The 26,869-nt window shown below is 55.6% G+C and carries 18 protein-coding genes; 4 read left to right on the top strand and 14 right to left on the bottom strand.

The annotated features are described in order from the left end of the window. Positions 1-87 precede the first annotated feature (87 nt). Both ACOTYN_RS23060 and pdeH read right to left on the bottom strand, forming a co-directional pair. Entirely contained in the window at positions 88-2,130 is a 2,043-nt protein-coding gene (locus ACOTYN_RS23060; RefSeq protein WP_023331531.1) for an AsmA family protein, read from the bottom strand. A gap of 65 nt (positions 2,131-2,195) precedes the next feature. After that, positions 2,196-2,969, bottom strand: a complete 774-nt coding sequence (gene pdeH / locus ACOTYN_RS23055; protein ID WP_045269642.1) for a cyclic-guanylate-specific phosphodiesterase — start codon at positions 2,967-2,969, stop codon at positions 2,196-2,198. 229 nt (positions 2,970-3,198) lie between these two features. Between pdeH and ACOTYN_RS23050 the strand changes: the two genes are divergently transcribed. Further along, the gene (locus ACOTYN_RS23050) at positions 3,199-4,128 is read left to right on the top strand and encodes a sugar kinase (RefSeq protein ID WP_014885596.1); all 930 of its coding nucleotides are present in this window, start codon (positions 3,199-3,201) and stop codon (positions 4,126-4,128) included. A 63-nt stretch (positions 4,129-4,191) separates the two neighbouring features. Here ACOTYN_RS23050 and ACOTYN_RS23045 read toward each other — a convergent pair whose 3' ends face one another. From ACOTYN_RS23045 to bcsR, 9 genes are all read right to left on the bottom strand, one after another. Then, the gene (locus ACOTYN_RS23045; RefSeq protein WP_014885597.1) at positions 4,192-5,679 is read right to left on the bottom strand and encodes a M16 family metallopeptidase; all 1,488 of its coding nucleotides are present in this window, start codon (positions 5,677-5,679) and stop codon (positions 4,192-4,194) included. Between the two features lie 225 nt (positions 5,680-5,904). Next, positions 5,905-7,191, bottom strand: coding sequence for a dicarboxylate/amino acid:cation symporter (locus tag ACOTYN_RS23040; RefSeq protein WP_014885598.1), 1,287 nt, complete (start codon positions 7,189-7,191; stop codon positions 5,905-5,907). 159 nt (positions 7,192-7,350) lie between these two features. Next, a complete protein-coding gene (gene hmsP, locus ACOTYN_RS23035; RefSeq protein WP_014885599.1) occupies positions 7,351-9,357 on the bottom strand; it encodes a biofilm formation regulator HmsP in 2,007 nt (668 codons plus the stop codon). A gap of 119 nt (positions 9,358-9,476) precedes the next feature. Then, the gene (gene bcsC, locus ACOTYN_RS23030) at positions 9,477-12,959 is read right to left on the bottom strand and encodes a cellulose synthase complex outer membrane protein BcsC (RefSeq protein WP_332959174.1); all 3,483 of its coding nucleotides are present in this window, start codon (positions 12,957-12,959) and stop codon (positions 9,477-9,479) included. Continuing rightward, on the bottom strand, positions 12,941-14,047 hold the full coding sequence (bcsZ, locus tag ACOTYN_RS23025) for a cellulose synthase complex periplasmic endoglucanase BcsZ (RefSeq protein WP_045135438.1): 1,107 nt from the start codon (positions 14,045-14,047) through the stop codon (positions 12,941-12,943). The genes bcsC and bcsZ overlap by 19 nt, the downstream gene beginning before the upstream one ends. A gap of 6 nt (positions 14,048-14,053) precedes the next feature. Next, complete coding sequence (gene bcsB, locus ACOTYN_RS23020) at positions 14,054-16,474, bottom strand: cellulose biosynthesis cyclic di-GMP-binding regulatory protein BcsB (protein WP_045135437.1); 2,421 nt, start codon at positions 16,472-16,474, stop codon at positions 14,054-14,056. Between the two features lie 10 nt (positions 16,475-16,484). After that, a complete protein-coding gene (bcsA, locus tag ACOTYN_RS23015) occupies positions 16,485-19,100 on the bottom strand; it encodes a UDP-forming cellulose synthase catalytic subunit (RefSeq protein ID WP_014885602.1) in 2,616 nt (871 codons plus the stop codon). Further along, positions 19,097-19,849 (bottom strand): cellulose biosynthesis protein BcsQ, encoded by a 753-nt coding sequence (bcsQ, locus tag ACOTYN_RS23010; protein ID WP_014885603.1) that lies wholly within the window; start codon positions 19,847-19,849, stop codon positions 19,097-19,099. Before bcsQ ends, bcsA begins: the two co-directional genes overlap by 4 nt. Positions 19,850-19,860: 11 nt before the next feature. Further along, on the bottom strand, positions 19,861-20,049 hold the full coding sequence (gene bcsR, locus ACOTYN_RS23005; protein WP_008503237.1) for a cellulose biosynthesis protein BcsR: 189 nt from the start codon (positions 20,047-20,049) through the stop codon (positions 19,861-19,863). A 174-nt stretch (positions 20,050-20,223) separates the two neighbouring features. Here bcsR and bcsE point away from each other — a divergent pair, with 174 nt between their 5' ends. From bcsE to bcsG, 3 genes are read left to right on the top strand one after another with little or no spacing between them, the layout of a single operon-like run. Further along, positions 20,224-21,786, top strand: a complete 1,563-nt coding sequence (bcsE, locus tag ACOTYN_RS23000) for a cellulose biosynthesis c-di-GMP-binding protein BcsE (protein ID WP_014885604.1) — start codon at positions 20,224-20,226, stop codon at positions 21,784-21,786. Continuing rightward, the gene (gene bcsF / locus ACOTYN_RS22995) at positions 21,783-21,977 is read left to right on the top strand and encodes a cellulose biosynthesis protein BcsF (protein ID WP_014885605.1); all 195 of its coding nucleotides are present in this window, start codon (positions 21,783-21,785) and stop codon (positions 21,975-21,977) included. The genes bcsE and bcsF overlap by 4 nt, the downstream gene beginning before the upstream one ends. Continuing rightward, complete coding sequence (gene bcsG, locus ACOTYN_RS22990) at positions 21,970-23,649, top strand: cellulose biosynthesis protein BcsG (protein WP_332959171.1); 1,680 nt, start codon at positions 21,970-21,972, stop codon at positions 23,647-23,649. The genes bcsF and bcsG overlap by 8 nt, the downstream gene beginning before the upstream one ends. A 48-nt stretch (positions 23,650-23,697) precedes the next feature. Here the strand turns inward: bcsG and ACOTYN_RS22985 are convergent, their stop codons facing one another. From ACOTYN_RS22985 to murB, 3 genes are read right to left on the bottom strand one after another with little or no spacing between them, the layout of a single operon-like run. Then, complete coding sequence (locus ACOTYN_RS22985; protein WP_332959169.1) at positions 23,698-24,690, bottom strand: glycosyl hydrolase family 8; 993 nt, start codon at positions 24,688-24,690, stop codon at positions 23,698-23,700. Positions 24,691-24,706: 16 nt separating this feature from the next. Further along, on the bottom strand, positions 24,707-25,669 hold the full coding sequence (gene birA, locus ACOTYN_RS22980) for a bifunctional biotin--[acetyl-CoA-carboxylase] ligase/biotin operon repressor BirA (RefSeq protein ID WP_014885608.1): 963 nt from the start codon (positions 25,667-25,669) through the stop codon (positions 24,707-24,709). Further along, positions 25,666-26,694 (bottom strand): UDP-N-acetylmuramate dehydrogenase, encoded by a 1,029-nt coding sequence (gene murB / locus ACOTYN_RS22975; RefSeq protein ID WP_023331542.1) that lies wholly within the window; start codon positions 26,692-26,694, stop codon positions 25,666-25,668. The genes birA and murB overlap by 4 nt, the downstream gene beginning before the upstream one ends. Positions 26,695-26,869 lie beyond the last annotated feature (175 nt).

Below are 26,869 nucleotides of genomic sequence, written 5' to 3'. Positions count from 1 at the left end.
ATAACTGTTACCCATGTATCCGGTCTAAAGTGTTACCCATGTTTCCGGTTCATACCGCAACGCCACCCGGCAAAAACATCCCGCACCTTACTTCTTCATCTGCGACAAAATTGTCCGACACTGGTTCGCCTCACCTTCTGACGGCGAGATCAATGCCAGCAGCGCGGCGGCTGGGGTGACCAGCGTCGCGAGGGCTGCGGCCACCGCACCACGCGCGATCAGCGGCCCGGGCTTCACGCCTGCCTGCGGATTTTTAAAGGTGCCGCGGACATAAAGCGGCGAGCGTAGGGTAATAATGCGGATCCCCTTACTTTCCGGGTCGATCGTCAAATCCAGCTGCTCTGAGGCCATGCTGGCGGTACCGGTCACGTTAATCACCGCGTTTTCCGTGTCGAAGGCAAAAATCTGCGGACGCGCCACGCCGTTAACCAGATCCAGATTGGCCGCGGCGCAGTTCACCCGCACCTCGTCATCCCCGAAAATTTGCCCGATGATAAAGTTGCCCACGTTCAGCCCCAGGATCTCCATCAGGTTGCGGCTGACCAGGCCGTCGTTCATCAGCAGTTTCAGGTTACCATTGCCGCTGCCCAGCAGCGCCGCCACGGAATTCCCTACCCCGCGAATGTCCGCGTCACCGTTCATTTCACCGAGGGTTTTCTGCATCAACTCCACGTTTGGCATCAACTCTTTCAGCTTCAGCCTGCGGGCCTGAATTTCGGCGCGCCCCTGCATCGGCTTTTTATCGCCCTCGAGGTGAATGTTCGAGGAAATCGTTCCGCCCGCCATACCAAACTTCAGCGGCTGCAGGCGCAGATCGGCGTTTTTAAGAATGACATGCGTCGAGAGATCGCTCAGCGGCAACGTGCTGCCATGCTCAATTTTACGCCCTTTGAAGCGTACATCGGCATCCATCACGTCCCATTTGTCAGTTTCGAAGCGATCGTAAGGCAGCACTTTCCCCGCAGGCTGAACGTCCTTTTTAACCTCTTTCGACTTCGTGCCTTTGCCCGAATCCACGCCGATCAACGGGCCCAGATCGGCCAGACGTAGCTGGCGGGACTCCACATCCCCTTCCAGTTTCGGGCGCGGTTTTCCGGTGGTATAGGTTAGCGATCCGTGGATATCGCTGTCACCGATGCGGCCGTTAAAATCCCGGTAGTCAAAGACAGACGATTTTTCAGTGTCGATTTTGGCAACCAGATGCCCGTCCGTTTCGAACGGCGGCGTATCGGGCAGCAACACACCGGTCAGCTCATACAGTTCACCCAGCGAATCACCGGCAAATTTCAGCCGCAGATCCACGCCCCCCATGTTCATCGGGTCGTTGACCGTGCCCACGAATGCCACGCGCGTATTCCCTGAACGGAAATCCGCCTGCACCGGGAACGGCGTACCTTCGCTCCTGAGCGCCAGCATGCCGCCCATTTTTCCTTTCCCGCTCAGCGGCTGGCCGTTGTAGCGCCCTTTGGCCGTCAGGCCGAAAACATAATCTCCCGCCTTGGCGTTATCGCCTTTTGCCTGGTTGCCCGTCACTTCGCTAAACGGTAGCGGTTTACCCAACGGATCGACCAGGATCTCCACATCCGCCTTGCTGACCTTATCGTCGATGGCGATCCGCCCGCGATCGAAAAGAATATTGTCCAGACGGAATGACCATGAAGAGGGCCGGGCATTGGGATCTTTTTCGCCGTCGCTGGCAAGGTTAAACGTCCAGTTGTTGTTCTTTTCAGAAAGGCGGATCAGACGCGCATCAGGCTGCTGGAGTTTAATCCACGGCAGATAGACGGTTTTGGTCAGGAGCGCTAACGGCGCCAGCGTGGCTTCAACGCGTGGCAGATGGACCATGGTGACGTCCGGAATATCCGGCGGGTTGCCGAGAATAATGTCGTCGGCGTGGACGTGCGGCCAGGGGATCCAGCTTCGCCAGCCGGTCTCCTGTTTCTGACGTTCCCATACCACGCCCAAATCGCCGCGGATGGCGAAGGGACGGTTCAGCTCAGCTGAGACTTTCTGGTTGATGGTCGGCTTAAGGCGATTCCAGTCAAACGTCGCAATAATGACGACGATAACCACGATCAACAACAAGAAAATCCCTGTAGTCCAGGAGATAACCCTGGTTGTCTTTGTCATTTTTGTCCCCTTTTCTGATGGCCTGTCCTGTAAAACTATAGTCCAGACAAGGGGAAACGGGCGGATCAGAGGTTAGTTATGACGGTATCGAGGGTATCCATAGGAACCGGACGAGAGAGGAAATAACCCTGTGCGGCAGCAGCGGGTGAGTGTTGCACATCGCGCCACTCTTCCAGCGTTTCCACACCTTCGACAATCACCCCTTTGCAATAGCGGTTCATCAACTGCAATAACAGCGTAAACAGGTTTCGCCCTTCCGGGGTCTGACGCAGCATAATAAACAGATCGCGGGCCACTTTGATGTAGTCATAACGCACTTCGCTCAGCGCAGAGAAGTTCGCCATGCCCGTACCAAAGTCATCCAGCCACAGCGGGCCAAATTCACACATCGAGGCAAACGAGGAGTCCTGCGGCAGCCGGACGTGCTCCACCAGTTCAAAACGCATCCACGGCAGAGTGGCGATCAGTTCCTGCAATTTTGCATTCTGACGCAGCGCCAGCAGTGTCGGGCCATCCACGTTAACCGAGGCGAGGATATTGTGCCGCTCGAAAAAGGCCTGTTTGGTCGCCAGCATACGAAGCTGCTCTTCCAGCACGTCAAGGCGCTGGCGAACGGCAACTTCGGCAAAATAGCGATCTGGCGCGATACGCTGTAAAGGGTTTGACGGGTGCGTAACAACGGTCAAAATTTCAATGGCCATCAGTCGACCGTCCGTTCGGTAGATCGGCTGATAGGTATACGCACGCTCACATTGCAGCCAGTAGCGATGCTCCTGCAAGTTCTCAATACTTGCCTCAGGCGTAGTGCTCAGCCGCTGGATAACCTGCTCTGACTTCATTTCAGATGTCCTGTTGTTGGATGGCCTTTCTGGACTCGTCACTGGGTTATCGGCGCGACAATTGAGAACTTTATGTTCAATTCACCGGGAAAATGAAATTAAGATGACAGAAATTTGCCGGAACACGTGCTGGCTCAAATTAAATAATGGAACGTCGTTTTAATATAGTTGACCATCTAATTCACTCAGCGCACACTGCTGATAAATTCTTCTGTTCAGGTTCACGACTATGTCCAAAAAAATTGCCGTGATTGGCGAATGCATGATTGAGCTGTCCCAAAAAGGCGCGGAAGTCAGCCGCGGATTTGGTGGCGACACGTTAAACACTTCCGTCTATATCGCCCGTCAGGTTGCGCCAGAAGCACTCTCCGTGGACTATGTTACCGCCCTCGGCACGGACAGCTTCAGCCAGCAGATGCTGGAAGCCTGGCAGAATGAACATGTGGGCACCGCGCTGATCCAGCGTATGGAAAACCGCCTTCCCGGGCTTTACTACATCGAAACCGACAGCACCGGCGAACGCACGTTTTATTACTGGCGTAACGAAGCCGCGGCGAAGTTCTGGCTGGAGAGCGATGCAGCCCCGGCCATTTGTGAAGCACTGGCAAGCTTTGACTATCTCTATCTGAGTGGGATCAGCCTGGCGATCCTCAGTCCAGTCAGCCGCGAAAAGCTGCTGTCGCTGCTGCATAAATGCCGCGCCAACGGCGGTAAGGTGATTTTTGATAACAATTACCGTCCACGCCTGTGGGCCAGCCGTGAAGAGACGCAGCAGGTTTATCAGCAGATGCTGCAGTGCACGGACATCGCGTTCCTGACGCTCGACGATGAAGACGCCCTGTGGGGTGAGAAGCCCGTAGATGACGTGATTGCACGCACGCAGGCGGCGGGCGTAAGCGAAGTCGTCATTAAACGCGGGGCGGAATCATGCCTGGTCGCGATGGCGGGTGAAGCGGTGGTTGAAGTCCCGGCGGTGAAGCTGGCCAAAGAGAACGTGATTGATACGACAGCGGCAGGGGACTCCTTCAGCGCGGGTTACCTGGCGGTACGTCTGACCGGGGGAACGCCGGAAGCCGCGGCACAGCGCGGACACCTGACGGCCAGCACCGTGATTCAGTATCGCGGGGCGATTATTCCGCGTGAGGCGATGCCTGTTTAACCAAAGTGAGGGCTGATGCCCTCACCCTGGCCCTCTCCCACAGGGAGAGGGCATGTCTACGCATTACTGTCCCTGCGGAATATCCGTCGCGTCCGGGTGTAAATCATCCGCTGCGGTCGCCGGCTGCGGCGCGGTAACCATAATAGAATCCCAGGTCTTCTGAAGTTCCTTCATGTCATATTCCGGCTCGCCTTTCGGCTGCATAAGGATCAATGCCATATCCTGCGACAGCTGCTGACGTAAATCCTGATTTAACATATCCACGGTCAAACCGTTCAGGAAATCCTGACGAAGCTTCTGGTACTGTTCAGGCGCAATGTCGACAACCTGATTCTGCAGGGAGCGGATGCGCTGGCTGATCAGAATATCGGTATCGGCACGCGCGTAGGTCGCAAACAGCTTCTGCAGCTCCAGTTTTTTCTGGGCCACCAGCGCATTGAACTCCTCTTCAGAGAGGCCCTCTTTACGCACTTTTGCCAGCTCTTTGGCGACCACACCCAGATTCGCATTCAGCTTATCGCCCGGCGATTCAACGTTAATGGCACATTGCGCACGCTGGAAAAGCACGCGACAGTCAAAGCCAAGACCAATATTCTTCACGTTATTCTTACTGAGCGTCTGCTGGACGTGCCAGAACAACGCTTCACGCGCCAGGTCGGCACGCCAGTAGCGCAGCAGCGCGGCGGATTCGCGGATAGGCTGCCAGGCGTTATCCCACATCACGGAGAGTCGGTCCTGACGCACGGTGTCCGTCATAATGCTGACAGGTTCGGCGCGCAGCGGAGAGAGTGTCGGAACCGGGGCAGGCGTTTCACGCTTGCCTTTCAAATCGCCAAACGCTTTGTTGATCTGTTCAACCACCGCGCGGCTATCGACATTGCCAACCACAATCAGCGTCATGGCGTCCGGGGTGTACCATTTCTGGTAGAACGATTTCACCTGTTCGGCATCGACCGGCTGCTTCAGCGGCTCCGCCGGATCGTGACCCAGCAACGTTGAACCTTTCAGACGGTAGCGCCACCAGCCCTCTTTGGTATCCGCAGGCCAGGTCGCCACCATGTCGCTGTTGCTCAGCGCATAGTTAACGGTATCCGGCGTAATCGCCAGGTTGCCTGAGGCATCAGCGAGATAGGTCAGCGCTTCTTTGAGCAGATCGTTACGGTTATTTGGCAGGCTCAGGTTAAACATGGTGTAGTCATAGGAGACCACAGCCGGAGGCAGCGGGCGTTTTGGATCGATGGCCTGTTGCCACAGCGAACGCACCTGAACCGCTTGCAGGCTGCCGCTCTGAGTGAGCGCCAGACGGGGAATAAAATGGCTAAAACCGGTTTGCTGAGTACTTTCCGTAAGGGAGCCGGTATTAACGGACAGACGGATTTCAACACGATCGCTCGGACGTTGCGGGGTGGATAAAACCTGCCACTGGAAACCGTTCGCTAACGTGCCTTGTTGCCAGGCCGGGTCTGGCTGGAGCGCATCTGCCTGCACATAACTGGCTGCTGCCATCATCAGCAAACCGCCGGTTAAGAGTCGAATTTTTGTGCCCTGCATGTGAACCCCTGATCAACATTCCTGGTTAAAAAGAGTGTCTCGCGACGCGCTGCACTCTAAAAGATGACGATGAAAACACGTCGATTAGACCGCGCGTTCGGCAAAACGTCACGGTCCGAAGTGAAATATACCCAAAAAAATCTTGTCGAATTATGATAGGTATGAAGGGTTATTATGCGCAGGAGCCCGCATCCCGACAAGGGAATGCGGGCATTTGTAACAAGATTAGGAGGTTAAACCAGGAGTTTTGCTATCAGACACGCGATTATTCAGCGTATCGTCGAGTTTTTTGTGATCCAGCTCTTTCACCCATTTCGCGACAACGACCGTCGCCACACCGTTACCGACCAGGTTGGTTAATGCGCGCGCCTCGGACATAAATCGGTCAATACCGAGAATCAGCGCCAGGCCCGCCACCGGCAGATGCCCCACCGCAGAAATGGTGGCCGCCAGCACGATAAAGCCACTGCCCGTTACGCCTGCCGCGCCTTTCGAGGAGAGCAGGAGCACCACCAGCAGGGTGATCTGATGGAAAATATCCATATGGCTGTTGGTCGCCTGAGCGATGAACACCGCCGCCATCGTCAGGTATATCGACGTACCATCAAGGTTGAAGGAGTAGCCCGTCGGGATCACCAGCCCGACCACCGACTTACGGCACCCAAGCTTTTCCATCTTGTCGAGCATACGCGGCAGCGCCGATTCTGAAGAAGAGGTCCCCAGCACAATCAGCAACTCTTCACGAATGTAACGGATAAATTTGAAGATGTTGAAACCTGTCGCACGGGCAATGGAGCCCAGCACCACCACCACGAAAAGAATACAGGTGATATAGAAGCAGATAATCAGCTGGCCCAGCTGCACCAGCGTACCGACGCCATACTTACCGATGGTGAAGGCCATCGCACCGAAGGCACCGATTGGCGCCAGGCGCATGATCATATTGATGATGCCAAAGATGACCTGTGAGAAGCTCTCAATCACGTTAAAGATAAGCTGGCCTTTGCTGCCCAGACGGTGCAGGGCAAAGCCAAACATGACGGCAAACAGCAGTACCTGCAGAATGTTTCCGCTGGCAAACGCGCCAATGACGCTGCCGGGTATCACGTCCAGCAGGAAGGCTACCACGCCCTGATCCTTCGCCTGCTCGGCATAGACCGCGACCGCTTTGGCATCGAGCGTTGAGGGGTCAACGTTCATGCCCGCACCAGGCTGGACCACGTTAACGATAATCAGACCAATAATCAGCGCAAGGGTACTGACCACTTCGAAATAGAGCAGCGCCACAGCACCGGTACGGCCTACCGCTTTCATGCTTTCCATGCCAGCGATGCCCGTGACAACCGTACAGAAGATTACCGGGGCGATGACCATTTTGATGAGCTTCACGAACGCGTCGCCAAGCGGTTTCATTTGCGCGCCCAGCTCAGGGTAGTAATGCCCCAGCAAAATACCGATGGCGATGGCTGTCAGGACCTGGAAATAGAGACTTTTGAAGAGTGAGGTTTTCATAAGGTGTCCTTGGGAAGAAAAACCACAGATTTTGTAAGGTTATGGTTAACCTGCGGCTCTAAAATAACACCCGTATAACAGGACAGAAATAAACTCAGTTCAAATTTGAAACACAAATGTTAAGAACTTTGAGCTGGCTCGCACAAGCCAGCAACAAAATTACACTTTTGCGTGATTGTCAGCACCGGGAAGGTAGCGTTGTTCAAAGACATCCGCAGGAACAGCAGCGGCAAAAAGGAAGCCCTGACCGCTCTCTACGCCCGCCTCTGCCAGCCAGATGCGCTGCGCGTCGGTTTCAATCCCCTCGGCAATCAGATGCAGATTGAGACTGCGCGCCATCTGAATAATGGCCTGCACCATGCTGCTGTCCTCTGGCAACCCTTCGACAAACGCTTTGTCGATTTTCAGCACATCCACCGGCAGGGTTTTCATATGCTGAAGCTGACGCAGACCGGCGTAGCCCATACCAAAATCGTCCAGCGCGATGCGAATGCCGGCATTGCGCAGCGGCTTCAGAATGGCAACGGCTTCGTTAGGATCGTCAATGCGTCGGCTCTCCGTCACTTCCAGCGTCAGCGTATCAGGCTTGATCCGGTAGCGATTGATCAGCTCCAGCATTTCGGAAACCATCGTCGGATGCATGAGCTGCAATGCAGACAAATTGACCGACAGCGGCAGCGTCACGCCGCGCTCCTGCCAGGCGGCAAGCTGGCGGCAGGACTCCTCCAGCACCCAATAACCGACGGTGACCATCAGGCCACAGGATTCAATGCGTTCAATCAGCCCCTCCGGCAGCTCCCATGAGCCGTCCGGCTGCTGTACACGGAGCAGCGCCTCGGCGCTTTTTACTTCACCCGTCTGTAAATTCACCTGCGGCTGTAGCCAGAGAGCAAACTGACGGTTATCCAGCGCGGTCAGGATGTCGCTCTCTTCCGTCAGGCGCTGCTGCGCCTTTTCCATCTGTTCCGGGTCGAAGAACTGGATCTGATTTTTGCCTTTGCGCCGGGCGGTAAACGCCGCCGAGAACGCGCGGCGATACAGCTGCTCCGCCGTTAAATCACCGTAGTACATGGCGATACCGATACTGGCGCTTGGACGCAGCTGGATCCCCTGAACAGGCAGCCGCTCGTTAATAACAGTGAGCACTTGCTGACCTAATGTGATGGCATGCCACGGCTCTTTCACGCCGTTGGCTATCACCACCAGGTCGTAACCGCTGACCTGCGTCAGCACCATGCGCGGGGCCAGGACAGATTTCACCTTTTCCACCAGCGTCAGCAGCAGCATTTCACGCTGGCTCTCCTTGAGCACGCCCGCCGTATCCTGCAGGGTTTCACAGGCGATCACCATCAGCGCCGTGGTTTGCTGGCGCGCAACCGTCTGCTCCAGCATCGCCATCAGAAACGCCTTATTAGGAAGTTCTGACACCGGGAATCGCGTGGCGCTGTTATTTAACTCATCCTGCTGACGCTGGATGCGCTGCTGGTTGAGGTTATAGCTGCGTACCAGCATCCCGATCTCATCGTCATGATGAAGGCGCGGCAGTTCAAGCTGGTGGCCCATCTGATCCTGCGGCGCAAGCGCATTCAGCTCGCGGGCGATACGGCGCAACGGATGCACAATCAACCGGTTAATACACCAGGTTAACGCCACGCTGAGAATCAGGGTCATAAGTAAGCAAGTGGTCACTAACGTAACCACCCAACTCATGACGAACTTATACATGCGATACGAGTCTGCCTGCAGGACCAGGTAGGCCAGCGGCTGAGGATTGGCAGGACGTTCCAGCGAATAGAGAGGCAGAGAAATTTGCACCGGCAGTTCAAACAGGCGCATGACCATCATCGGGACGGGGCGTTCCGGGATAAAGCTCATCCGCAGCGCCTGGAACTGGTTGGGCAAGACGACATCCGCGCGGCTCACGATGCCAGCAGGCTGAATGCGTTTTAAAATGGTTTCCGCTTCGGGAATATCCCCTTTCAGGATCGAGGCGGAGAGTGGGCCGCGCACCGAGCGGGCGATACTTTCTAACTGCGAAGCCGTGTTATAGCGATTCTGCTGCACGGAATGAAACAGCAAAATGACGCAGAAAAGCAGGACAAACAGCATCGTGACGGCAGACACCATCGCCATCTGTTTGATCGTTAAGGAACGGCTGACACGCAAAATGACTCTCCACAAAACTCGAAGCGCAGGGCGCGCCAGGGTGTAAACCTGGCGCGCCTGAGTATACCCGATTGCTGTGCTATTAAGAGAGACTTACAAATGGATTAAGGAAAATCCGATTACCAGTCCGCGTAAGGAATGAGCGGCTGCGGCGGTAAGTCCATATCGCCCTGCCAGCCTGCGGCAGAGTAACGCACATAAATCAGCGCATGGCTTGGGGTATAGTCTTTCGCTTCCTGAATATCCACGCCCATGCCCACAAACCAGTTGGACGTAACCCGGCGTTCGATAATCGCCCGTGCGGTATAACCCGTGCCGGAGCTGCTGCTGCCGGTTTCCATCGCCCCCCGGTCAGTATAGCGGCCGGGTTCATCGGTCGGGATCAGACTCTGAATTGGGTAGCGCAGTTCATCTTTGGTTTTGGAGTGTGACCAGGAGACAGAGCCGCCCAGCTCCCAGGACCAGTTTTCCGTGCGTTTACGCCAGGTCACCGGCAGTGCGAAGGAGACATACTCCTGCGGGCTGTAATAGCCGCCCTGACCCAGGGTATATCCGCTCAGGTCTTTGTCGTAATGCCAGAGCATATTGGAGACGCCGACCGTCAGGCGCTCGTTGTTTTTATTAATGAGCTTGTAGTAGTAACCCGTCATCCAGCGGACGCGCCAGTTATCTTCCACATTTTTACCCGTCAGCGTTTTTGCGTTCAGGCTTGACCAGACGCCGTTCGCCTCACCTTTGTCATAGCTGATGCTTACGCCACCCCCGGTCGCACGTACGCCGCCCCAGGTGGTGCCGGTATTGGTATCTTTCTGCCCGGCGAAGGCCAGCAGTGAACTGGAGATTGGCCGACGATGGGCATTGACGGTATAACCGATGGGACCCAGATCGCTGCTGTAGCTCAGGCCGCCCACCACGTCGACGACGTCAAAGCCCATCGGGGTAGTACCAATATCCATCGACCAGGTTTTATTCTGCCAGCCGACGGCGACGCTGGCGCCACTGTCACTCTGATGGGTGCTGCCGCTACACGGTGTTTCGTAGCAGGTCCCCCATTTAGGGTCGTACGTACCGTTATTGTTATCAAATGAACCGGCGTCCATATTGACCAAATCGCTTCTGAAGAACATGCGGCCATCAGAGAGCGGGGCATCGACCTGGAGCATGGTGGTATGGGCTTTCAGATCGGAATAGCCCCCCGTGCCGCTGGAGCCCCAGTAATCGTGCTGCAGCGTGACGTTAACATCCTGCTGACGGTACAAATCACCGGCGTCACTCCGTACGCCGCGCTTCAGCCAGTCATCTTTTTCATCGTTACGCGTCAGACGGGTGAAACTGTCGTTGTCCACCGGACGGGTCGTCGTGATGCCTGATGACACCATCGCGTCTTTATACGTCTCCAGCGCTTGCTGAGGCTGACCGTTCTGCGCCTGGAAGCGCGCGGCATCACGTAACACCAGCGCATTTTCCATTGAGGCAGGCTGCGATTTGGCCTGCGGAATGATGTTGTTGAAGGTTTGCTCTGCGGCGGCGGAATCGCCCAGCCCCGCCTGCGCCATCGCGATCCGACGCTGCATATTGAGGGATAACGGTTCGCCATTCTGCGCGGCAGGCAGTTTCGCCAGCTCGGCACGCGCAGCGTCCTTGTTACCTTGCGCGCTATAAATCTCGGTCAGACCGAGGATCGCGTCCTCGTTCTGCGGCTCACGCTGCAGGACGGCGTTGTACGTCGTTTTCGCCGATTCCAGATCGCCACGCTGCTGCGCCCAGTCGGCCAGCGTTAAGTCTATACGGGTAGAGGTCGGCTGCTGACGCAGAAGGTTTTCCGCCTCCTGCTCTTTACCGCTGTCGCGCAGGCGGTTGGCGGTTTCCAGCACCTGGTTACTTTGCAGACGGTCGGCCAGTTCCTGAATGTTGCCATTCCACTGGCTACGCGGCAGCGTATCCAGATGCGCCAGCGCGGCCCGATCCTGATTGTTCCCGGAGAGATAGAGCCCGTTGGCATACACCTGATCCGGGTCAGACGGTTTCTGGCTGGCAAGCTGGCGCATCAGGGTGTCCGCCTGGCTGCGCTGGCCCGCGCTGTAGAGATCGCGCGAGAGACGATACGTTATCCAGACGTCGCCTGGCGAGAGCGCCAGACGGCGGCGCTGTATTTCTGCTGCCTGGGCGTATTTCCCCTGATTCTCCAGCTGTTCGGCCTGGGCAGACAGTTGCTCGTTAGTCAGGCTACGTTCAATATCATCAATGCTCCGTCGCTGGCTGGCAGAAAGCGACTGGATAAACTGCGAGGCTTTCTCCGGTGACTGTGCGCGGTAAATATTGGCCAGACCGCGAACCGCATTGCTGTTACCGCTGTCCATACGCAACGCCTGACGATAATAACGCTCCGCCGCATCGTTATCTTTACGTGCCGCCGCGGCATCACCCAGGCCCAGCACCGCGTAACTGTCGGTATTGTCTATGTTACGTGCCTGCTGATAGTAACGTTCCGCCTGTGACGGGTTATTCGCCTTGAGCGCCGCATCGCCCTGCTGGATCAGCAGCCAGTAGCGGTTGACCTTCAGCAAACTGTCCCATTTACCCCGGTTATCGCTCTGCGGGTCGAGGGCTATGGCCTTTTCGAACTGCGCCACCGCGCGGGCACGATCGCCTTTCTGGGAATAAGCCTGTCCCAGGGCACCCACCGCTTCACTGTCAGCATGGTTGGCGCTGACGGCTTTTTGCAGCTCCGCAACCGCCTTACTCCCCTGCCCGGCATCCACTGCCGCCAGACCTTCCGCTTTCGCCCGGAAGGCCGGGTCTGCGAGCTGTTTTTGCTGCGCTTCAAGCTGGGCACGCGCCGCCACGACGCTATCGCCGTCGCTGAAAACGCTCAGGTATTTTTGCAACGCGCTGACGCTGGCGCTGCTGGCAGGCTGGTCTTTGATCTGCTCATACCACATGTCAGACGCCTGGCTGCGGCCGCCGGTCGATTTAGCCATCTCCCGCAGGACCGCAAAGCCCTCATCGCGGCGCCCGCTCTGGAACAGGAGCTGGGAAAGCGTCGTCTGCAGCTGCGTATTACCGGGGCTGCTGCTGTTAATTTTTTTCAGCTGGTTAATGGCCGCATTGCGGCGGGCAGGATCTTTCGCCACCACATTCCAGTATTCCGTCGCCACGTCGCCACCCGGCGGGTTGCCGTCAAAGAGCTTGTCATAGGCGGCAATCGCCTCCTGAGTGTGCCCTGTCGTGGCGAGCAAGCGCGCCTGCTGTAACTGCTGTCGGCCATCCGGGGTGGAAAGCAGCATCGTATTGCGTGAGGACTGATACGCGCTGGAGCCCGGAGCGATCCCTTTCAGGCGATCCAGCTCTTTTTGCGCACCGGCGGTATCGCCCTGGCGCAGCAGGTAACGAAAACGGGCGGCGATAACATCAGGGTTGTTCGGATCAATCAGTTCAAGACGATAGAGCGACTGACGAACCAAATCCTCACGCTGTGTCGACTCGCCCAGCCGAACCTGCTCCAGCAGCTGTTTCTGCTGCGGAGAGTTAACGGCCTGCGCCAGCGGCATCAGTGCCAGCCCAAGCGATAAAGTGAGTAAATTTACTGTGAACTTGCGCATTCCTGGCCCCAATCCGGTATTAAGTCACCTTTAGCGGTGAAGCGAAAACGATGCTGATCCCATCCCTGACCAAAGAGAGTCAGTACATAGCTGTAATAGGCGTTGTTATCGGGAAAATGGTCTGCAACGCGCTGGCGCTGAACCGCCTGAGCATCGCGCTGTTGTAAAAACGGCAGCATGGCGGCAGAGAACCCGACCGGACCATTGCCGGTGCGTTTACCCGTCGCCACGTCCACTTTTTCCGGCGGCACGCCCTGTTTCATTGTTTTTGCCGCCATCGGCTGGAAGCGCGTCAGCAATCGGGCTTTCTGAGGATCTTTATCACTCATCATGCCCACCCAAAGATAGACACGAATAGCGTCGTAGCCCCCTACCAGCGCTTTATCCTGCTTTAACTGCCAGCCTCTGTTTTTCTGATACTGCACCCAGTCCGGCGAGAACCCCTTTGGCGCGCTTTCCAGCAGCAGTCGCAGATTCGTTTCACGAAGCGTGGTCCACGGGGCACCAAAGCGGGTGAAATAGCTTGCTAACTGCGGAGGAAGATAGCTGGGGTTAAAGCGCCAGGCGTTTTCATCAGCAAAACCGACTTTACCCGGAAGCAGCATGGCGCCGAGCCCTGGTACTTTCACCACTTCCTCACCGGCAATGCGTTTCAACAGCGCCTTACCCGTGCGGGTGTAGTCCGGATGTTTCCATAACCGGCCCGCTTCAAGCAGTGACCAGGCGATCCAGACATCGGCATCTGAGGCGGAGTTGGTATCAATCACCGCCCAGTTTTCTTTGTCTTTCTGCCCCCAGAGCCAGGCAGGCAGATGGTCGTTGAGATTGCCGCCGGCAAGGTTATCGCGCGTCCATGTCAGTATTTGCTCAAACGCGCGGCGATCGTTGGCGGCCAGAGCAAAGAACAACGCATAGCTTTGCCCTTCCGACGTCGTAATTTTGCGCGTGTCACTGGGATCAATGACGCGCCCGCCCTCGCTGATGTAATCCTTTTTGAACTGCTCCCAGGCAGGCCAGGTACAGGCGGCGCGAAGAGGAAGCGCCGCCAGCATCAACGCTGCTACTGCACACCAGCGAAAGGCTTTCATCACATCTTACTCATCCGGGTTGAGGCGACGACGGCTGATGATACGCAGCAGACGCCACAGCACCCATGCCAGCAAGACCACGCTGACCGCGGCCAGGATGGCGAGCAGAACCGGATGGTTAGACAGCGCATACCACAGGCGTTCGAACCACGGCAGATGGCCGACGTAGTACACATCACCCACGCGCAGGCTGTTGACGCCAGACTCACGGATCACCGACACAGAGCCAAACATCGCGGCACGTTTACCACTGTCGTTCATCGCCGTATTCAGCAGTTCATAGCCACGCGGGCTGTCCGCCAGAAGCGCCACCACGCTACGCTGATCGTTATAAGGTGACTGGAAGCCCACTACCGCAGCCATCGCCCCCTGAGAGGTGACGGCCGTCTGCGCGCTGGCCTGGCGATCGTTCGCATCCGGCATGATGCTCGGGAAATCGGTCTGGCGCAGCGGGGTGTTAACCCAGGACTCCGTGGCTTTCACCAGCAGATCGATACGCTTATCATCCTTCAGCTTATCCGGAATCGTACCGATGACCATGATGTCAGCGTCTTTGTTCTGGATCTGGCTGCCATCGTCCGTCAACGTGACGTTAATTGCCGGCAATCCCGTCTGGGCCCCAACGGTTGCTATGGTATCAAGCAGGGTTGTCACCTGACCTTCGTTTGGCGCTTTTGGCATCACAACGATGGACTCAGAGAGATCGGCCATGCGGCTGAACGGGAAGCCTGCATTAGCAAAGGCGCGCAGATCCGGCATCGCCAGGAAGTGATAGTACTTCGAGAAGTCGATGGTCGACTCATCGCCGATGACAACGTGGTTCTGAACCTGCTGGAAGGTGATGCAGTTATCCACCGAACCGCCAGGCATCGGGTTCATGTACTGGAAGTCAAAACGCAACTGGTTGATTGCCCCAAGCTTCAGTGCCGGAATGGAGACATCCGTTTTACCGTCCAGCAGCCCCTGCAGCACCGGCAGGCGAAGCATCAGTCGGTTAGTGTCCTGGGTACTTTGCAGGCTGAACGATTGCAGGAACTGGTTGTTCAGGCTGATATCCATGCGCGAGCTGTCTTTCGTCGCCGGCGCGGTATAACGGTAGTTAAGATTGATATCGATGCCGTTGGTACGCAGCAGGTACAGATCCGGCGGCAGGTTCAGTGACAGGCTAATTGGCGAGGGTTCAAGCCCGGACGCCTGCAGCTGCTCTTCATAGGTTTTCAGCTCACCAAACGTCACGACACGGTCGGTACGCACCCAGTTTGGCGCATCATAAGGTTTACGCGCCAGCAGCGGCTTGACCTCGTCCACCACGACGCTGTTGCCGCGGAAAAGAACGTTGCCCTGGGCAATCGCTTTTGCCGCCTGGACCAGATCTTTATCGTCACGACCAAAGACCACCAGCAGCTTCACGTACGGGTTATCCGGGTGGCTGACCATCTCAATGGTTGGCGCTTTGACTTCAGGATGATCGCGCAGGAAGGCAGGACGTTTCGCGTTGGTGGCAAATACAATCGCGTTTCTGTCCGGCATTTTGTCATACATCACCGGGAAATTCTGACCGCGCCAGCCGGAACGCGAACCAAACCAGGAAGCCACAATGGTGGCCGCCAGCTGCTCGGTTACGTCCGGGGACGACGCAAACACCATCGGCAGCGTGAGCGGACGGTTATCACGAGGATCGAAGAACGGCACCGGGAAGGCGGAGAGATCGTTCTTCAGCGCCAGAGACTGATAGGTCATCTGCAGCGAGGAGTTACGCCCGATGTCCATCCACAGCGTGTTGCTGGCTGGGTTTTCACAGACATCGCGGTAGTGACCCACAAACTCCAGACGAATGCGGTTAAAGTCGGTAATGAACAGCGGGTTAATCGGCACCTGCGCCTGCGTTTTCTTACCCAGTTGTTCTTTGGTAACCGGCAGTACGTCCATCAGCTCATCGTTCAGGTAAACCTTCAACTGAGACTGGGTCGGCAGCAGGGACGGCGACGGGGTATATTCAAGGTTCAGCACGGCATTCGAGACGACTTCATCGCTGCGCATGCCAAATTCAATGCCGCCATTAGGGTTGATGCCGCGCAACACCATGCTGCCTGGCGGCGGCGCGATTTGCGCGAAGGTCAGCTTGACGTCGCGTGACGGGGCATTTTCCGCGACAACGGGCGCATTCGCCCCCCGAACACCCGGCATCACCTGTCCGATAACCGGGTTCTCGGCGGGTAGAGTGTTCCCCTCCGTTGGCTGGTTCGGAATGACATTTTCTGTTTGACCGGGCGCGGCAGTAATAACCGGATCGGTTGCCTGCGCGACCACAGGCACTGTTGGCGCAGGCGTTGCCGCTGCGTTATCAGGCTCTGCGTTAGCCATTGTTGCGGGGAGCGCACTCATCCCCATTGCCACTGCACATAACCAGGAAAGTTTTGTTTTCATCGCGTTATCATCATTGTTGAGCCATAACCGGGTCCGCCTGCTTCGCCTCATCCCGCTCAGGACGACGAGGAATGAACGACACGACCCAGGAAACCAGCGAAGTAAGTGACCGGAAAATTAATTTCACCGACGACGGGGCAAATTCTGCAAGGTGACGATAGCCACGGAACCCCAGCTTCAGAATATCCAGCAGGCTTTCCAGAGGTTTATCTTCCGGGAAGCTGTCCTGCCAGAGAGCCCATGTATCCGCACGGGCAAACGTACACTGCACAAAATCAATGTGTTGCTTTTTGGTCAACGGCATCAGTTGCAGACCGACTTCATTGCCCGCCACACGCGCTACCTGCGTCGGGAAGACATACTCCTGCTGGCCGCGCTTAAGCAGCAGGTTAACTTTTTGCCCTTCCAGCACTTTCGCCTGGCCGTTGATTTTGATCCCCAGACCACCGTCAGAGAAGTCGTGCACGGTACAGGAGAAGAGGTGACCATCTTCACGGGCAATCGCCGCGGGCATGCAGATTTCAACGCGATGCGCGCGACGAACCTGTTTACTCTCCACCGACACCGCCACCGCGCCGCCAAGAATAATCAGGTTGTAGAAGACCCAGGCCATACTCACAAAGACGGTCAGGATTTCATTTTCAGGGCCGTAGAAGTAACGCCAGATACCGGCGATGACGCCAACGATGTTCAGCAACACCAGGAAGATATACGGACGGGAGATCACCCAGTCGACGTACTCCTCTTCCACCAGCCCCCCCTTCGCGGTGACGTTGAATTTCCCTTTATGCGGGTTGATCAGCGCCACCATCGTTGGCGGCGCAATGTACCAGGCCAGCACCGTTTCGTAGATTTCACTCCAGAAGGAATGGCGATATTTACCCTGAATCTTCGAGTTCGTCAGGCTCGCGTGGATCATGTGCGGCAAAACAAACAGCGCAATCATCAGCGCCGGGGCGTAGATGATATAGGCGTGAAGGAGCAGGAACGCCAGCGGCGCGGTCAGGAAGATCAGCCGCGGGATGCCGGATAAGAAGTGGAACATCGCGTTGACGTAGCAGAGACGCTGCGCCAGCTTGAGCCCTTTCCCTATCAGTGGATTATCGAGACGGAAAATCTGCACCATGCCGCGCGCCCAGCGAATACGCTGACCAATGTGCGCCGAGAGCGATTCCGTCGCCAGACCGGCGGCCTGAGGAATACGCATATAGGCCGAGGTATAACCCCGACGGTGCAGACGCAACGAGGTGTGCGCATCTTCAGTCACCGTTTCGACGGCAATACCGCCAATTTCATCCAGCGGTTTACGGCGGATAACCGCACAGGAGCCGCAGAAGAACGTGGCGTCCCACATGTCGTTACCATCCTGCACCAGACCATAGAACAGCGTGCCTTCGTTCGGGGTCTTACGGAAACGGCCAAGGTTGCGTTCAAACGGGTCCGGCGAGAAGAAGTGGTGCGGCGTCTGCATCATCGCCAGCTCTTTCTCTTTCAGGAACCAGCCCATGGTCATCTGCAGGAACGATCGCGTAGGTACGTGGTCGCAGTCAAAGATCGAGACAAACTCCCCGGTGGCATACTTCAGCGCGTTATTGATGTTACCGGCTTTAGCATGTTCGTGCGTCGGACGGGCGATGTATTCGACGCCGACCTCTTCCGCGAACTGGCGGAACGCTGGGCGGTTGCCGTCATCCAGGATCCAGACCTTGAGTTTATCTTTCGGCCAGTCGATGCCGAGCGCAGCATAAATGGTGTTTTTCACCACGCTCAGGTCTTCGTTGTAGGTTGGGACGAAGAGATCGACAGTCGGCCACGTCGTGGTGTCCTTCGGCAGCGGTACGGGCTGGCGATTGAGCGGCCAGATGACCTGGAAATACCCCAACACCAGCACAATCCAGGCATAGGTTTCGGCAAACAGCAGAATCAGACCGCAGACCAGACTCACCGGGTCGTCCCAGTTCAGCGTTGAGGTATAACGCCACCAGATATAGCGGCAGGAAACGGTCAGCGACAGCACAATCAGCATCAGTGCCGAGAAGCGGCCCGGAATACGACGCACCAGCAACGCCACGCCCCACAGCAGGATCAGGAAGGTGAACTGCGCCAGGGGATTGAAGGGTTGCGTAATACAGACCAGCGCCAGAATCAGTGAGAACACGACAATCACGCCGAGGATAAAACGCCGCAGGCCCGGGTGGAGGTGCCCGAGCTCTTTTTGGTTATCCAGATGGCTGGTTTTGTCGGTCACGCTGTCAGGCAATTTATCCAGCCACTGGTGATAGCGCTCGCGCAGCTGTTGAACGCGGGAGAAACTGCGCCAGTGCGGCGTCTGGCGTTCTCGCTGTGACGAGGTGACGACCAGCCAGACGGCCTGAATGAGATAACGCGCCGGATCCAAAGGCCGCGGCCGGTCAGGGTTAATGTGTGGATATAATTCATTATGGTGCGCACGTATGCGCTGCCAGCGCGGATGTTCAAGCGGAATGAACATCCAGGCCATAATCATCCAGAAACAGCCAAGCGCGGCACTGAATGCCGACGCACCATGCCGACGAAAATGTCGGTAGCGTTCGCTCAGACGCGCATTAACCGGCGGGATAAGGAACCAACTGGCGAGTCGACTCATACCGAACTCCCTGCCGGCTCCGCCGCGTTGGCGAAGTTCAGCAGACACCAGTTAGCCAGCGTGAGGATCTCCTCTGCCGCCAGGGAATCGCTGCGGTACTCGCCGAGCGGCTGCTTGGAGGCCAGGGATTCTGCCATTCCTTCATCCCGGTGAATCACAATGGGTAGCAGGCGACGCTGACTCTGTAGCCAGACCTGGTAGAGATCGTCCTGGATCTGGCTCCCGATGCGTAAGTCATTAATCAGGAGGTGCGCATTTTGCGGCAGCCCCTGTTGATGCAGACGAATATGGCAATTTGCATCCACGTTGACGATGGAGAGAACATGATCGCACTGCGCGATAAGCTGCCGGGTTAATGTCCCGGCGCCGTGCGGCAGATCCACCAGGATCCACTGGTAGTGGCCTTTTTCTTTCAGACTTTGCAATGCAAGCGTGAACTGCGAAAACAACCGCTGATAAGCGGCTTCGTTCTCACGTTCGGTGGTGGTGAGCTGACCAAAAGGCAGTAAATCAAGCTGAGAGGTATAGCGCAGCCCTGCATCCCGCCAGTCTTTATCATCAAGCAACGCGCGTGCCCAACCCGCTTCACGAGTGAAGTCGACGTTGAACGACATACGCAGCAAATTATCGGCGCAGGCGTCAATCACCAACACCGATTCACCTAAAAGCTGTAATGACCACGCCAGCGCCGCGGTAACGGATGTGGTACCCACACCGCCACGGACACCCTGTAATCCGAGTATGGCCATCAATGGCTCCCTTATTGTTGATGGGCGAATTCAGCTAATAATGGCCAGCGTTTAATAGCCGCGGCCAACTGTTCCCGCTGGGAAATATCGGTGTAATCTATTTCAGGTAAAGAAAAGGCCTGCGTCAGCGCCAGAAAATCGTTTTGGAATGTATAGCCCAGGGTCGAGTCGACTGGGGTTCCGGGTTCGTTATTATCCATTTTTCTGCCATCCCTTTGAGGAAAATCGCACGCTCAGAAGTTGCGGGGCGTCCTGCCCTGACAAATTTCATTTACATGCTAAATCTGATGTTCTTTAATTTCAATGTTAGGTTTATTTCTACGCTTTCGCTAGTAAACTGAGATACAGATAAATTAGACGAAAAGAGGGACACCGTGGACTCCATATTTTCTATTGGCATCCAGTCATTATGGGACGAATTGAGCCACATGCCAGTCGGTGGAGTCTGGTGGATTAATACCGACCGTAATGAAGATGCCATCAGTCTGGTAAACCAGACAATTGCCGCCCAGGATAAGGATTCCCGCGTGGCTGTCATTAGCATGGGCGAAGAGCCGAAGAAAATTATCACGCTGGAAAGTGACGGCGGACCGCAAACCGTGCGCTTATTTTCCATGTCAGCAGAAGTGGATAGTCTATACTTTTTGTCCCGCGACGTTCAGTGCTCCATTGATCCGGATCACTATTTAGTGATTCTTAAATGCGCAAATAACGTCCTGCAAAATATCCCTGCTGAAAAACTGCTGCCGTGGCTGGAAAAAATCAATAAATGGGCAAAATTTCAAAATTGCACGCTATTGGTCGTCAATCCCGGCAGTAATAATGACAAGTTGTTTTCACTTTTAATGGGTGAATATCGCTCCCTGTTCGGTCTGGCCAGCCTGCGTGACCAGGTAGGCAGCTATCTCTACGATATTGCTTTCTGGTGTAATGAAAAAGGCGTGAGCGCCAGGCAACAGCTGACCCTGAAACAGAGTGAGGGGAAATGGCACCTGGCACAGCAGGAAGAAACGGTTGTGCAGCCGCGCAGTGATGAAAAACGCATCCTGAGCCATATTGCGGTTTTAGAGGGCGCGCCCGCGCTGTCGGAAAACTGGTCGCTGTTTGAGTCTAACGAAGCGCTTTTTCATGAAGCTCGTACAACCCAGGCGGCAACCCTTGTTTTCTCGTTGATGCAAAATAACCAGATTGAGACGCTGGCGAGACAAATTCATACCTTACGTCGCCAGCGCGGCAGCGCATTAAAAATTGTGGTGCGGGAAAACAATACCAGCCTGCGCGCCACCGATGAGCGTCTGCTGCTTGGCTGCGGCGCAAATATGGTTGTTCCATGGAATGCGCCGCTGTCACGCTGCCTGACGCTAATCGAAAGCGTTCAGGGCCAGCAGTTCAGCCGCCATGTGCCGGAAGACATTTCCACCTTGCTCTCCATGACGCAGCCGATGAAGCTGCGCGGATACCAGAAATGGGATAACTTCTGCGACGCCGTCGGCAATATGATGAGCAACACGCTACTTCCTGCGGACGGGAAAGGGGTGATGGTTGCCCTGCGTCCTGTTCCGGGTATCCGCGTTGAACAGGCTCTCACCTTATGTCGTCCGAATCGTACAGGGGACATCATGACCATTGGCGACAATCGCCTGGTGCTATTTTTGTCCTTCTGCCGGGTGAACGATCTTGATACCGCGCTTAACCACATCTTTCCCCTGCCTACCGGGGATATTTTCTCAAACCGTATGATCTGGTTCGAAGATAATGCTATCAGCGCGGAGCTGGTGCAGATGCGCGCACTTCAGCCTGAACAATGGGTTAAACCGCTGGCGATCACCAGCGATGCAAAACCGATTCTCAATGCCAGACATGACGGTCATGTCTGGCGTCGGGTTCCGGAACCCCATCGCTTATTAACCGAGAATGGGGAGAACGTACCATCATGAATATCAGCGATATTATTCAACTGGTCGTATTCTGTGCACTGATCTTTTTCCCGCTTGGCTACTATGCGCGCCATTCCATACGTCGTATCCGTGATACGGCCAGAGTGATGTTTATAAAACCTCGCTATGTAAAACCAGCCGGAACACTGACACGGGCATCACACGTCAAGGCAGACCGAAAACATGACTAATTCTACCTATACCGCTTCGTCACCCTCGCCGCTCTGGCAATACTGGCGCGGCCTTTCCGGCTGGAACTTTTACTTTCTGGTGAAGTTTGGTTTGCTCTGGGCAGGCTATCTGAATTTCCATCCCCTGCTTAACCTGGTCTTTATGGCCTTCCTGCTGATGCCGTTGCCGAATATCAGGCTGCATCGTTTACGTCACTGGGTAGCCATCCCCGTCGGCTTTGCGCTGTTCTGGCACGATACCTGGCTACCGGGTCCGGACAGCATAATGAGCCAGGGGTCACAGGTCGCGGGCTTCAGTGCAGACTACATGCTTGATCTGGTTGAGCGCTTTATTAACTGGCAGATGATTGGCGCTATCTTTGTCCTGCTGGTGGCCTGGCTGTTCCTGTCGCAGTGGATCCGCGTCACGGTGTTTGTTGTCGCCATTATGATCTGGCTTAACGTGCTGACGCTGGCAGGACCGAACTTCTCCCTGTGGCCTGCCGGTCAACCAACCACCACGGTGACCACCACGGGTGGAAGCGCAGCGGCTACTGTTACCACGGCAGGCGATACGCCTGTGGTAGGTGATATTCCAACCCAGACCGCACCGCCGACCTCCACCAACCTGAATGCGTGGCTTTCCAGCTTCTATACCGCAGAAGATAAACGACAGACGAAATTCCCGGATGCACTGCCGGCAGATGCTCAACCGTTTGAGCTGCTGGTGATTAACATCGGTTCCCTCTCCTGGGCCGATGTGGATGCAGCCGGATTAATGTCTCACCCACTGTGGTCTCATTTCGATATCCAGTTTAAAGATTTCAACTCTGCCACCTCATACAGCGGCCCGGCAGCGATTCGCCTGCTGCGTGCAAGCTGCGGTCAGACATCGCATAAAAACCTGTACCAGCCGGCAGGGAATCAGTGTTATCTGTTCGATAACCTCGCGAAGCTGGGCTTTACGCAGCATCTGATGCTGGGACATAACGGCCAGTTCGGTAACTTCCTGAAAGAGGTGCGTGAACAGGGTGGCATGCAGGCGCCGCTGATGGATCAAACCGGGCTTCCCGTTACTCTGCTCGGCTTCGACGGTTCACCTGTTTACGACGATACAGCCGTACTGCAGCGCTGGCTGCAAACCATCGAAAAAGACAGCAACCCGCGCAGTGCGACGTTCTTTAACACCCTGCCGCTTCACGATGGTAACCACTTCCCGGGCGTGAGCAAAACGGCAGATTATAAAGTGCGTGCGCAGAAATTCTTCGACGAGCTGGATGCGTTCTTCACTGAGCTGGAAAAATCAGGCCGTAAAGTGATGGTGGTTGTCGTGCCTGAACACGGTGGCGCGCTGAAAGGCGACAGAATGCAGGTGTCAGGTCTGCGTGATATTCCAAGCCCGTCCATTACCAACGTGCCTGCGGGCATTAAATTCTTTGGTATGAAGGCTCCGCACCAGGGCGCGCCGATTGAGATTACACAGCCAACCAGCTATCTGGCAATTTCAGAACTGGTTGCCCGTGCCGTGGACGGGAAGCTGTTTGTGGAAGATAGCGTGAACTGGAATCAGCTCACCAGCAACCTGCCGCAAACGGCAGAGGTCTCTGAAAACGCGAATGCTGTTGTGATTCAGTACCAGAACAAACCGTACGTTCGTCTGAACGGCGGAGATTGGGTACCGTATCCGCAATAAAGGATTTACCCCTCTCCCCTGTAGGGAGAGGGGATTGTCAGTGCGTTATTATTGCGCTGAAATCCATACCAGCATTTTCAGACTTGCCGAATAGTAGTCGTCTTTAGAGGTGATTTCCGGTTCGCCGGATGGCTGACCCATCGTTAAATCCCTGACCGCCAGCAGACCCCCTTCCATCATATAGGGCGCGTATTCGTTGGTCGTGACGTTAACCCAGGCGGGTGTATGTTCCCGTGGGAACTGACCAAACCAGTCTTTCCAGGGCGTCAGTAGCGGGCTTTGTTTATCAGACCAGGCTATGTACAGCGGAATACGAATCGCATCGTAGCTCATTCGCGGTGGCCAGCCTTTGGCCGGCGTCAGCTTGCCCGCGGATGCCAGCGAAACCCAGTCTGTCGGTAGATTCGCTTTACCCGATCCCATTTTTCCCAGCAGACGTTTCCCGTCCTTTATCAATTCACGCCAGACCGGCAAATGACTGCGTCCGGCAAAGGCCTGCCAGGCCGGAAACACAAAATAGGAAGGATTAAGGACCACTTCACCCTCAAGCTTAAATCCCTGTACGCCGGGCAGCATCACGCGGTAACCCGCATAGCGGATTACGTTGTGGTCAATCAATGCTTTCGTAATCGCATCCGATGCGGCGCTGTAGCGTTTGTCATGCCAGCGCGCATCGGCTTTTAACAACGCCCATGCAATCAGGACATCGCCATCTGTGGCGTTGTTTTTATCAGCGACCGGATTGGACTCCGCGGGGTTATAACGCCAGTAAAACAGACCATTTTCGTTGTTCTTTAGCGTCCTGTTGGTCCATTGCCAGAGCTTATCGAACGTGGCTTTATCGTCGTTAGCCACCGCCATTAACATGGCGAAACCCTGACCTTCCGTATGCGAAACGTCACCGTTGCCGGTATCAACAATGCGGCCTTCCGGTTTGAAAAAGCGCGCCTTGTAACTCTCCCAGGCCTGACCCGCCTGCGAGAGAGGAGAGAACAGCAAGCCCATCATCACAGCCAGGGTCGCGCAAACGGGTTTTTGCATCATTCACCCCATTCGGTTATTCGGCACTTCGCAGTGAAATTTCACCGCCCATCCAGGGCTTGATCACGCCATCCTGTTCCAGGAGCAACGCGCCCTGAGCGTCAATCCCGCGGGAAATGCCGTAGATCTCTTTATCACCAATCAGTAATTTCACCGGGCGATTGATGAAGTTGTCCAGTTTTTCCCAACGAGACAGGAACGTTGCGAGCCCTTCCTGTTCAAAAAGCGTCAGTGAACTACGCAACTCTTTAATCATACGCACGGCAAGGATGTTACGATCGATGACGATCCCCGCCTCCTGGAGATTCGTCCAGGCCTGGTTGACCACATCGTTTTGTACGTTACGCATCACCATATTGAGGCCCGCGCCAATCACGATTTGCGCCGCATCGCCCGTTTTTCCCGTCAGTTCGACCAGAATACCGGCAAGTTTACGATCGTTCAGGTAAAGATCGTTAGGCCATTTAACACGCACCCGATCGGCGCCCAGATCGTGTAGCACCTCTGCCATGACAATCCCGATGACCAGACTCAGGCCAATCGCTGCGGCAGGGCCTTGATCGAGTCGCCAGTACATGGACAGGTAGAGGTTGGCACCAAAGGGCGAGAACCATTTTCGCCCTCGGCGACCACGCCCGGCCTGCTGATACTCTGCAACGCAGGCATCGCCGGATTTCAGTTCAGGCAGACGCTCCAGAAGATACTGGTTCGTTGAGTCAATCACCGGCAGCACCGCAACATTGCCGTGCCCAATCTGGCTACGAATCACGTCTTCATTCAGCAATTGAATGGGTTCCGGCAGGCTGTACCCTTTTCCAGGAACGGTAAAGACATCGACACCCCAGTCGCGGAGGGTCTGGATATGTTTATTAATGCCTGCACGGCTCATGCCCAGCTGCTCACCCAACTGCTCGCCAGAGTGAAACTCCCCATCCGCGAGGATGCTAATCAGGGTTAACGGGATGGTGTTGTCTTTCACGCGATGGTCTCCACGGCATTCACTTCACCTGTGCGGCCAATGAAGCGGACTTCTGGCTCCAGCCAGACGTTAAACTTTTCACCCACACGTTCACGAACATAATGAGCCAGTTTGACCACGTCATCACTGCTCGCATCATGTTGATTGATCAGTACCAGAGCCTGCTGCTGATGAACGGCAGCGCCTCCGACTGAAGTGCCTTTAAGCTGGCATTGATCGATAAGCCATCCCGCAGCCAGCTTCACGCTGCCATCTGCCTGAGGGTAATGTGGTGCTGCGGGCCATCCTTCAAGGAAGACCTTTGCCTTTTCGCTGTCGATCACCGGGTTTTTGAAGAAACTTCCGGCATTTCCATTTACTTTCGGGTCGGGAAGCTTGGTCATGCGCATATGACAAACCGAGTCAAACACATCGCGGGGGGTGGCGGTAGCCGGATCGAGACGCGTTAAATCACCGTAGGTCAGTACGGGCTGCCAGTTCTTCGACAGGCGCAGGCCCACGGCGACAATCACATAGCGATCCTGATATTCATGTTTGAAGATACTGTCACGGTAGCCAAAACGGCACTGTTCTGCGGTTAAACGCTTAGCCGTTCCAGTCGCCAGTTCGATGCAGTCGACGTATTCACAGACATGTTTCAGCTCGATGCCATAGGCACCGATGTTTTGAATCGGTGATGATCCAGCGCAGCCCGGAATAAGCGCAAGGTTTTCCAGGCCAGGCATCCCTTTTTCCAGGGTAAATTGCACCAGGTGATGCCAGTTTTCTCCGGCCCCCACGTGCAAGTGCCAGCTATCGGCGCGCTCTTCCACATCAATTCCCATGATGCGGTTAACGATCACTGTTCCCGCAAAATCGTCGAGAAACAGGACATTACTTCCTTCGCCCAGAATCAGTACGGGTTCGTTTTTTTCGGTTGCGCTTTGCCATGCATTCAGCAACTGCTGTGCAGTATCGGCACGGACAATGTGATTAGCATTGCGTTGAATACCAAAGGTATTCCAGGGCTTAAGGGAGTGGTTCATAGACGCTATCCTGATGCAAAAACGCAGGTAGTTTACCGTATAAGCAGGGCGTTGGGGGATTAGTTTGTATAGCGCAGAAACGCAAAAAGGCCATCCTTACGGATGGCCTTTTCACTTATTTGATGCCTGGCAGTTCCCTACTCTCACATGGGGAGACCCCACACTACCATCGGCG

Origin of the sequence: Enterobacter cloacae complex sp. IR5458, assembly GCF_049238025.1 — a bacterium.
Classification (GTDB): Bacteria; Pseudomonadota; Gammaproteobacteria; order Enterobacterales; family Enterobacteriaceae; genus Enterobacter; species Enterobacter kobei.
The sequence above is the reverse complement of the archived record's forward strand: the minus strand, read 5'-3'. Positions and strand labels throughout refer to the sequence as shown.

Coding starts and splice junctions, on each gene's coding strand:
- ACOTYN_RS23060 (WP_023331531.1), bottom strand. CDS start 2,130: ATGACAAAGACAACCAGGGTTATCTCCTGGACTACAGGGATTTTCTTG.
- pdeH (WP_045269642.1), bottom strand. CDS start 2,969: ATGAAGTCAGAGCAGGTTATCCAGCGGCTGAGCACTACGCCTGAGGCA.
- ACOTYN_RS23050 (WP_014885596.1), top strand. CDS start 3,199: ATGTCCAAAAAAATTGCCGTGATTGGCGAATGCATGATTGAGCTGTCC.
- ACOTYN_RS23045 (WP_014885597.1), bottom strand. CDS start 5,679: ATGCAGGGCACAAAAATTCGACTCTTAACCGGCGGTTTGCTGATGATG.
- ACOTYN_RS23040 (WP_014885598.1), bottom strand. CDS start 7,191: ATGAAAACCTCACTCTTCAAAAGTCTCTATTTCCAGGTCCTGACAGCC.
- bcsC (WP_332959174.1), bottom strand. CDS start 12,959: ATGCGCAAGTTCACAGTAAATTTACTCACTTTATCGCTTGGGCTGGCA.
- bcsZ (WP_045135438.1), bottom strand. CDS start 14,047: ATGAAAGCCTTTCGCTGGTGTGCAGTAGCAGCGTTGATGCTGGCGGCG.
- bcsB (WP_045135437.1), bottom strand. CDS start 16,474: ATGAAAACAAAACTTTCCTGGTTATGTGCAGTGGCAATGGGGATGAGT.
- bcsA (WP_014885602.1), bottom strand. CDS start 19,100: ATGAGTCGACTCGCCAGTTGGTTCCTTATCCCGCCGGTTAATGCGCGT.
- bcsQ (WP_014885603.1), bottom strand. CDS start 19,849: ATGGCCATACTCGGATTACAGGGTGTCCGTGGCGGTGTGGGTACCACA.
- bcsR (WP_008503237.1), bottom strand. CDS start 20,049: ATGGATAATAACGAACCCGGAACCCCAGTCGACTCGACCCTGGGCTAT.
- bcsF (WP_014885605.1), top strand. CDS start 21,783: ATGAATATCAGCGATATTATTCAACTGGTCGTATTCTGTGCACTGATC.
- bcsG (WP_332959171.1), top strand. CDS start 21,970: ATGACTAATTCTACCTATACCGCTTCGTCACCCTCGCCGCTCTGGCAA.
- ACOTYN_RS22985 (WP_332959169.1), bottom strand. CDS start 24,690: ATGCAAAAACCCGTTTGCGCGACCCTGGCTGTGATGATGGGCTTGCTG.
- murB (WP_023331542.1), bottom strand. CDS start 26,694: ATGAACCACTCCCTTAAGCCCTGGAATACCTTTGGTATTCAACGCAAT.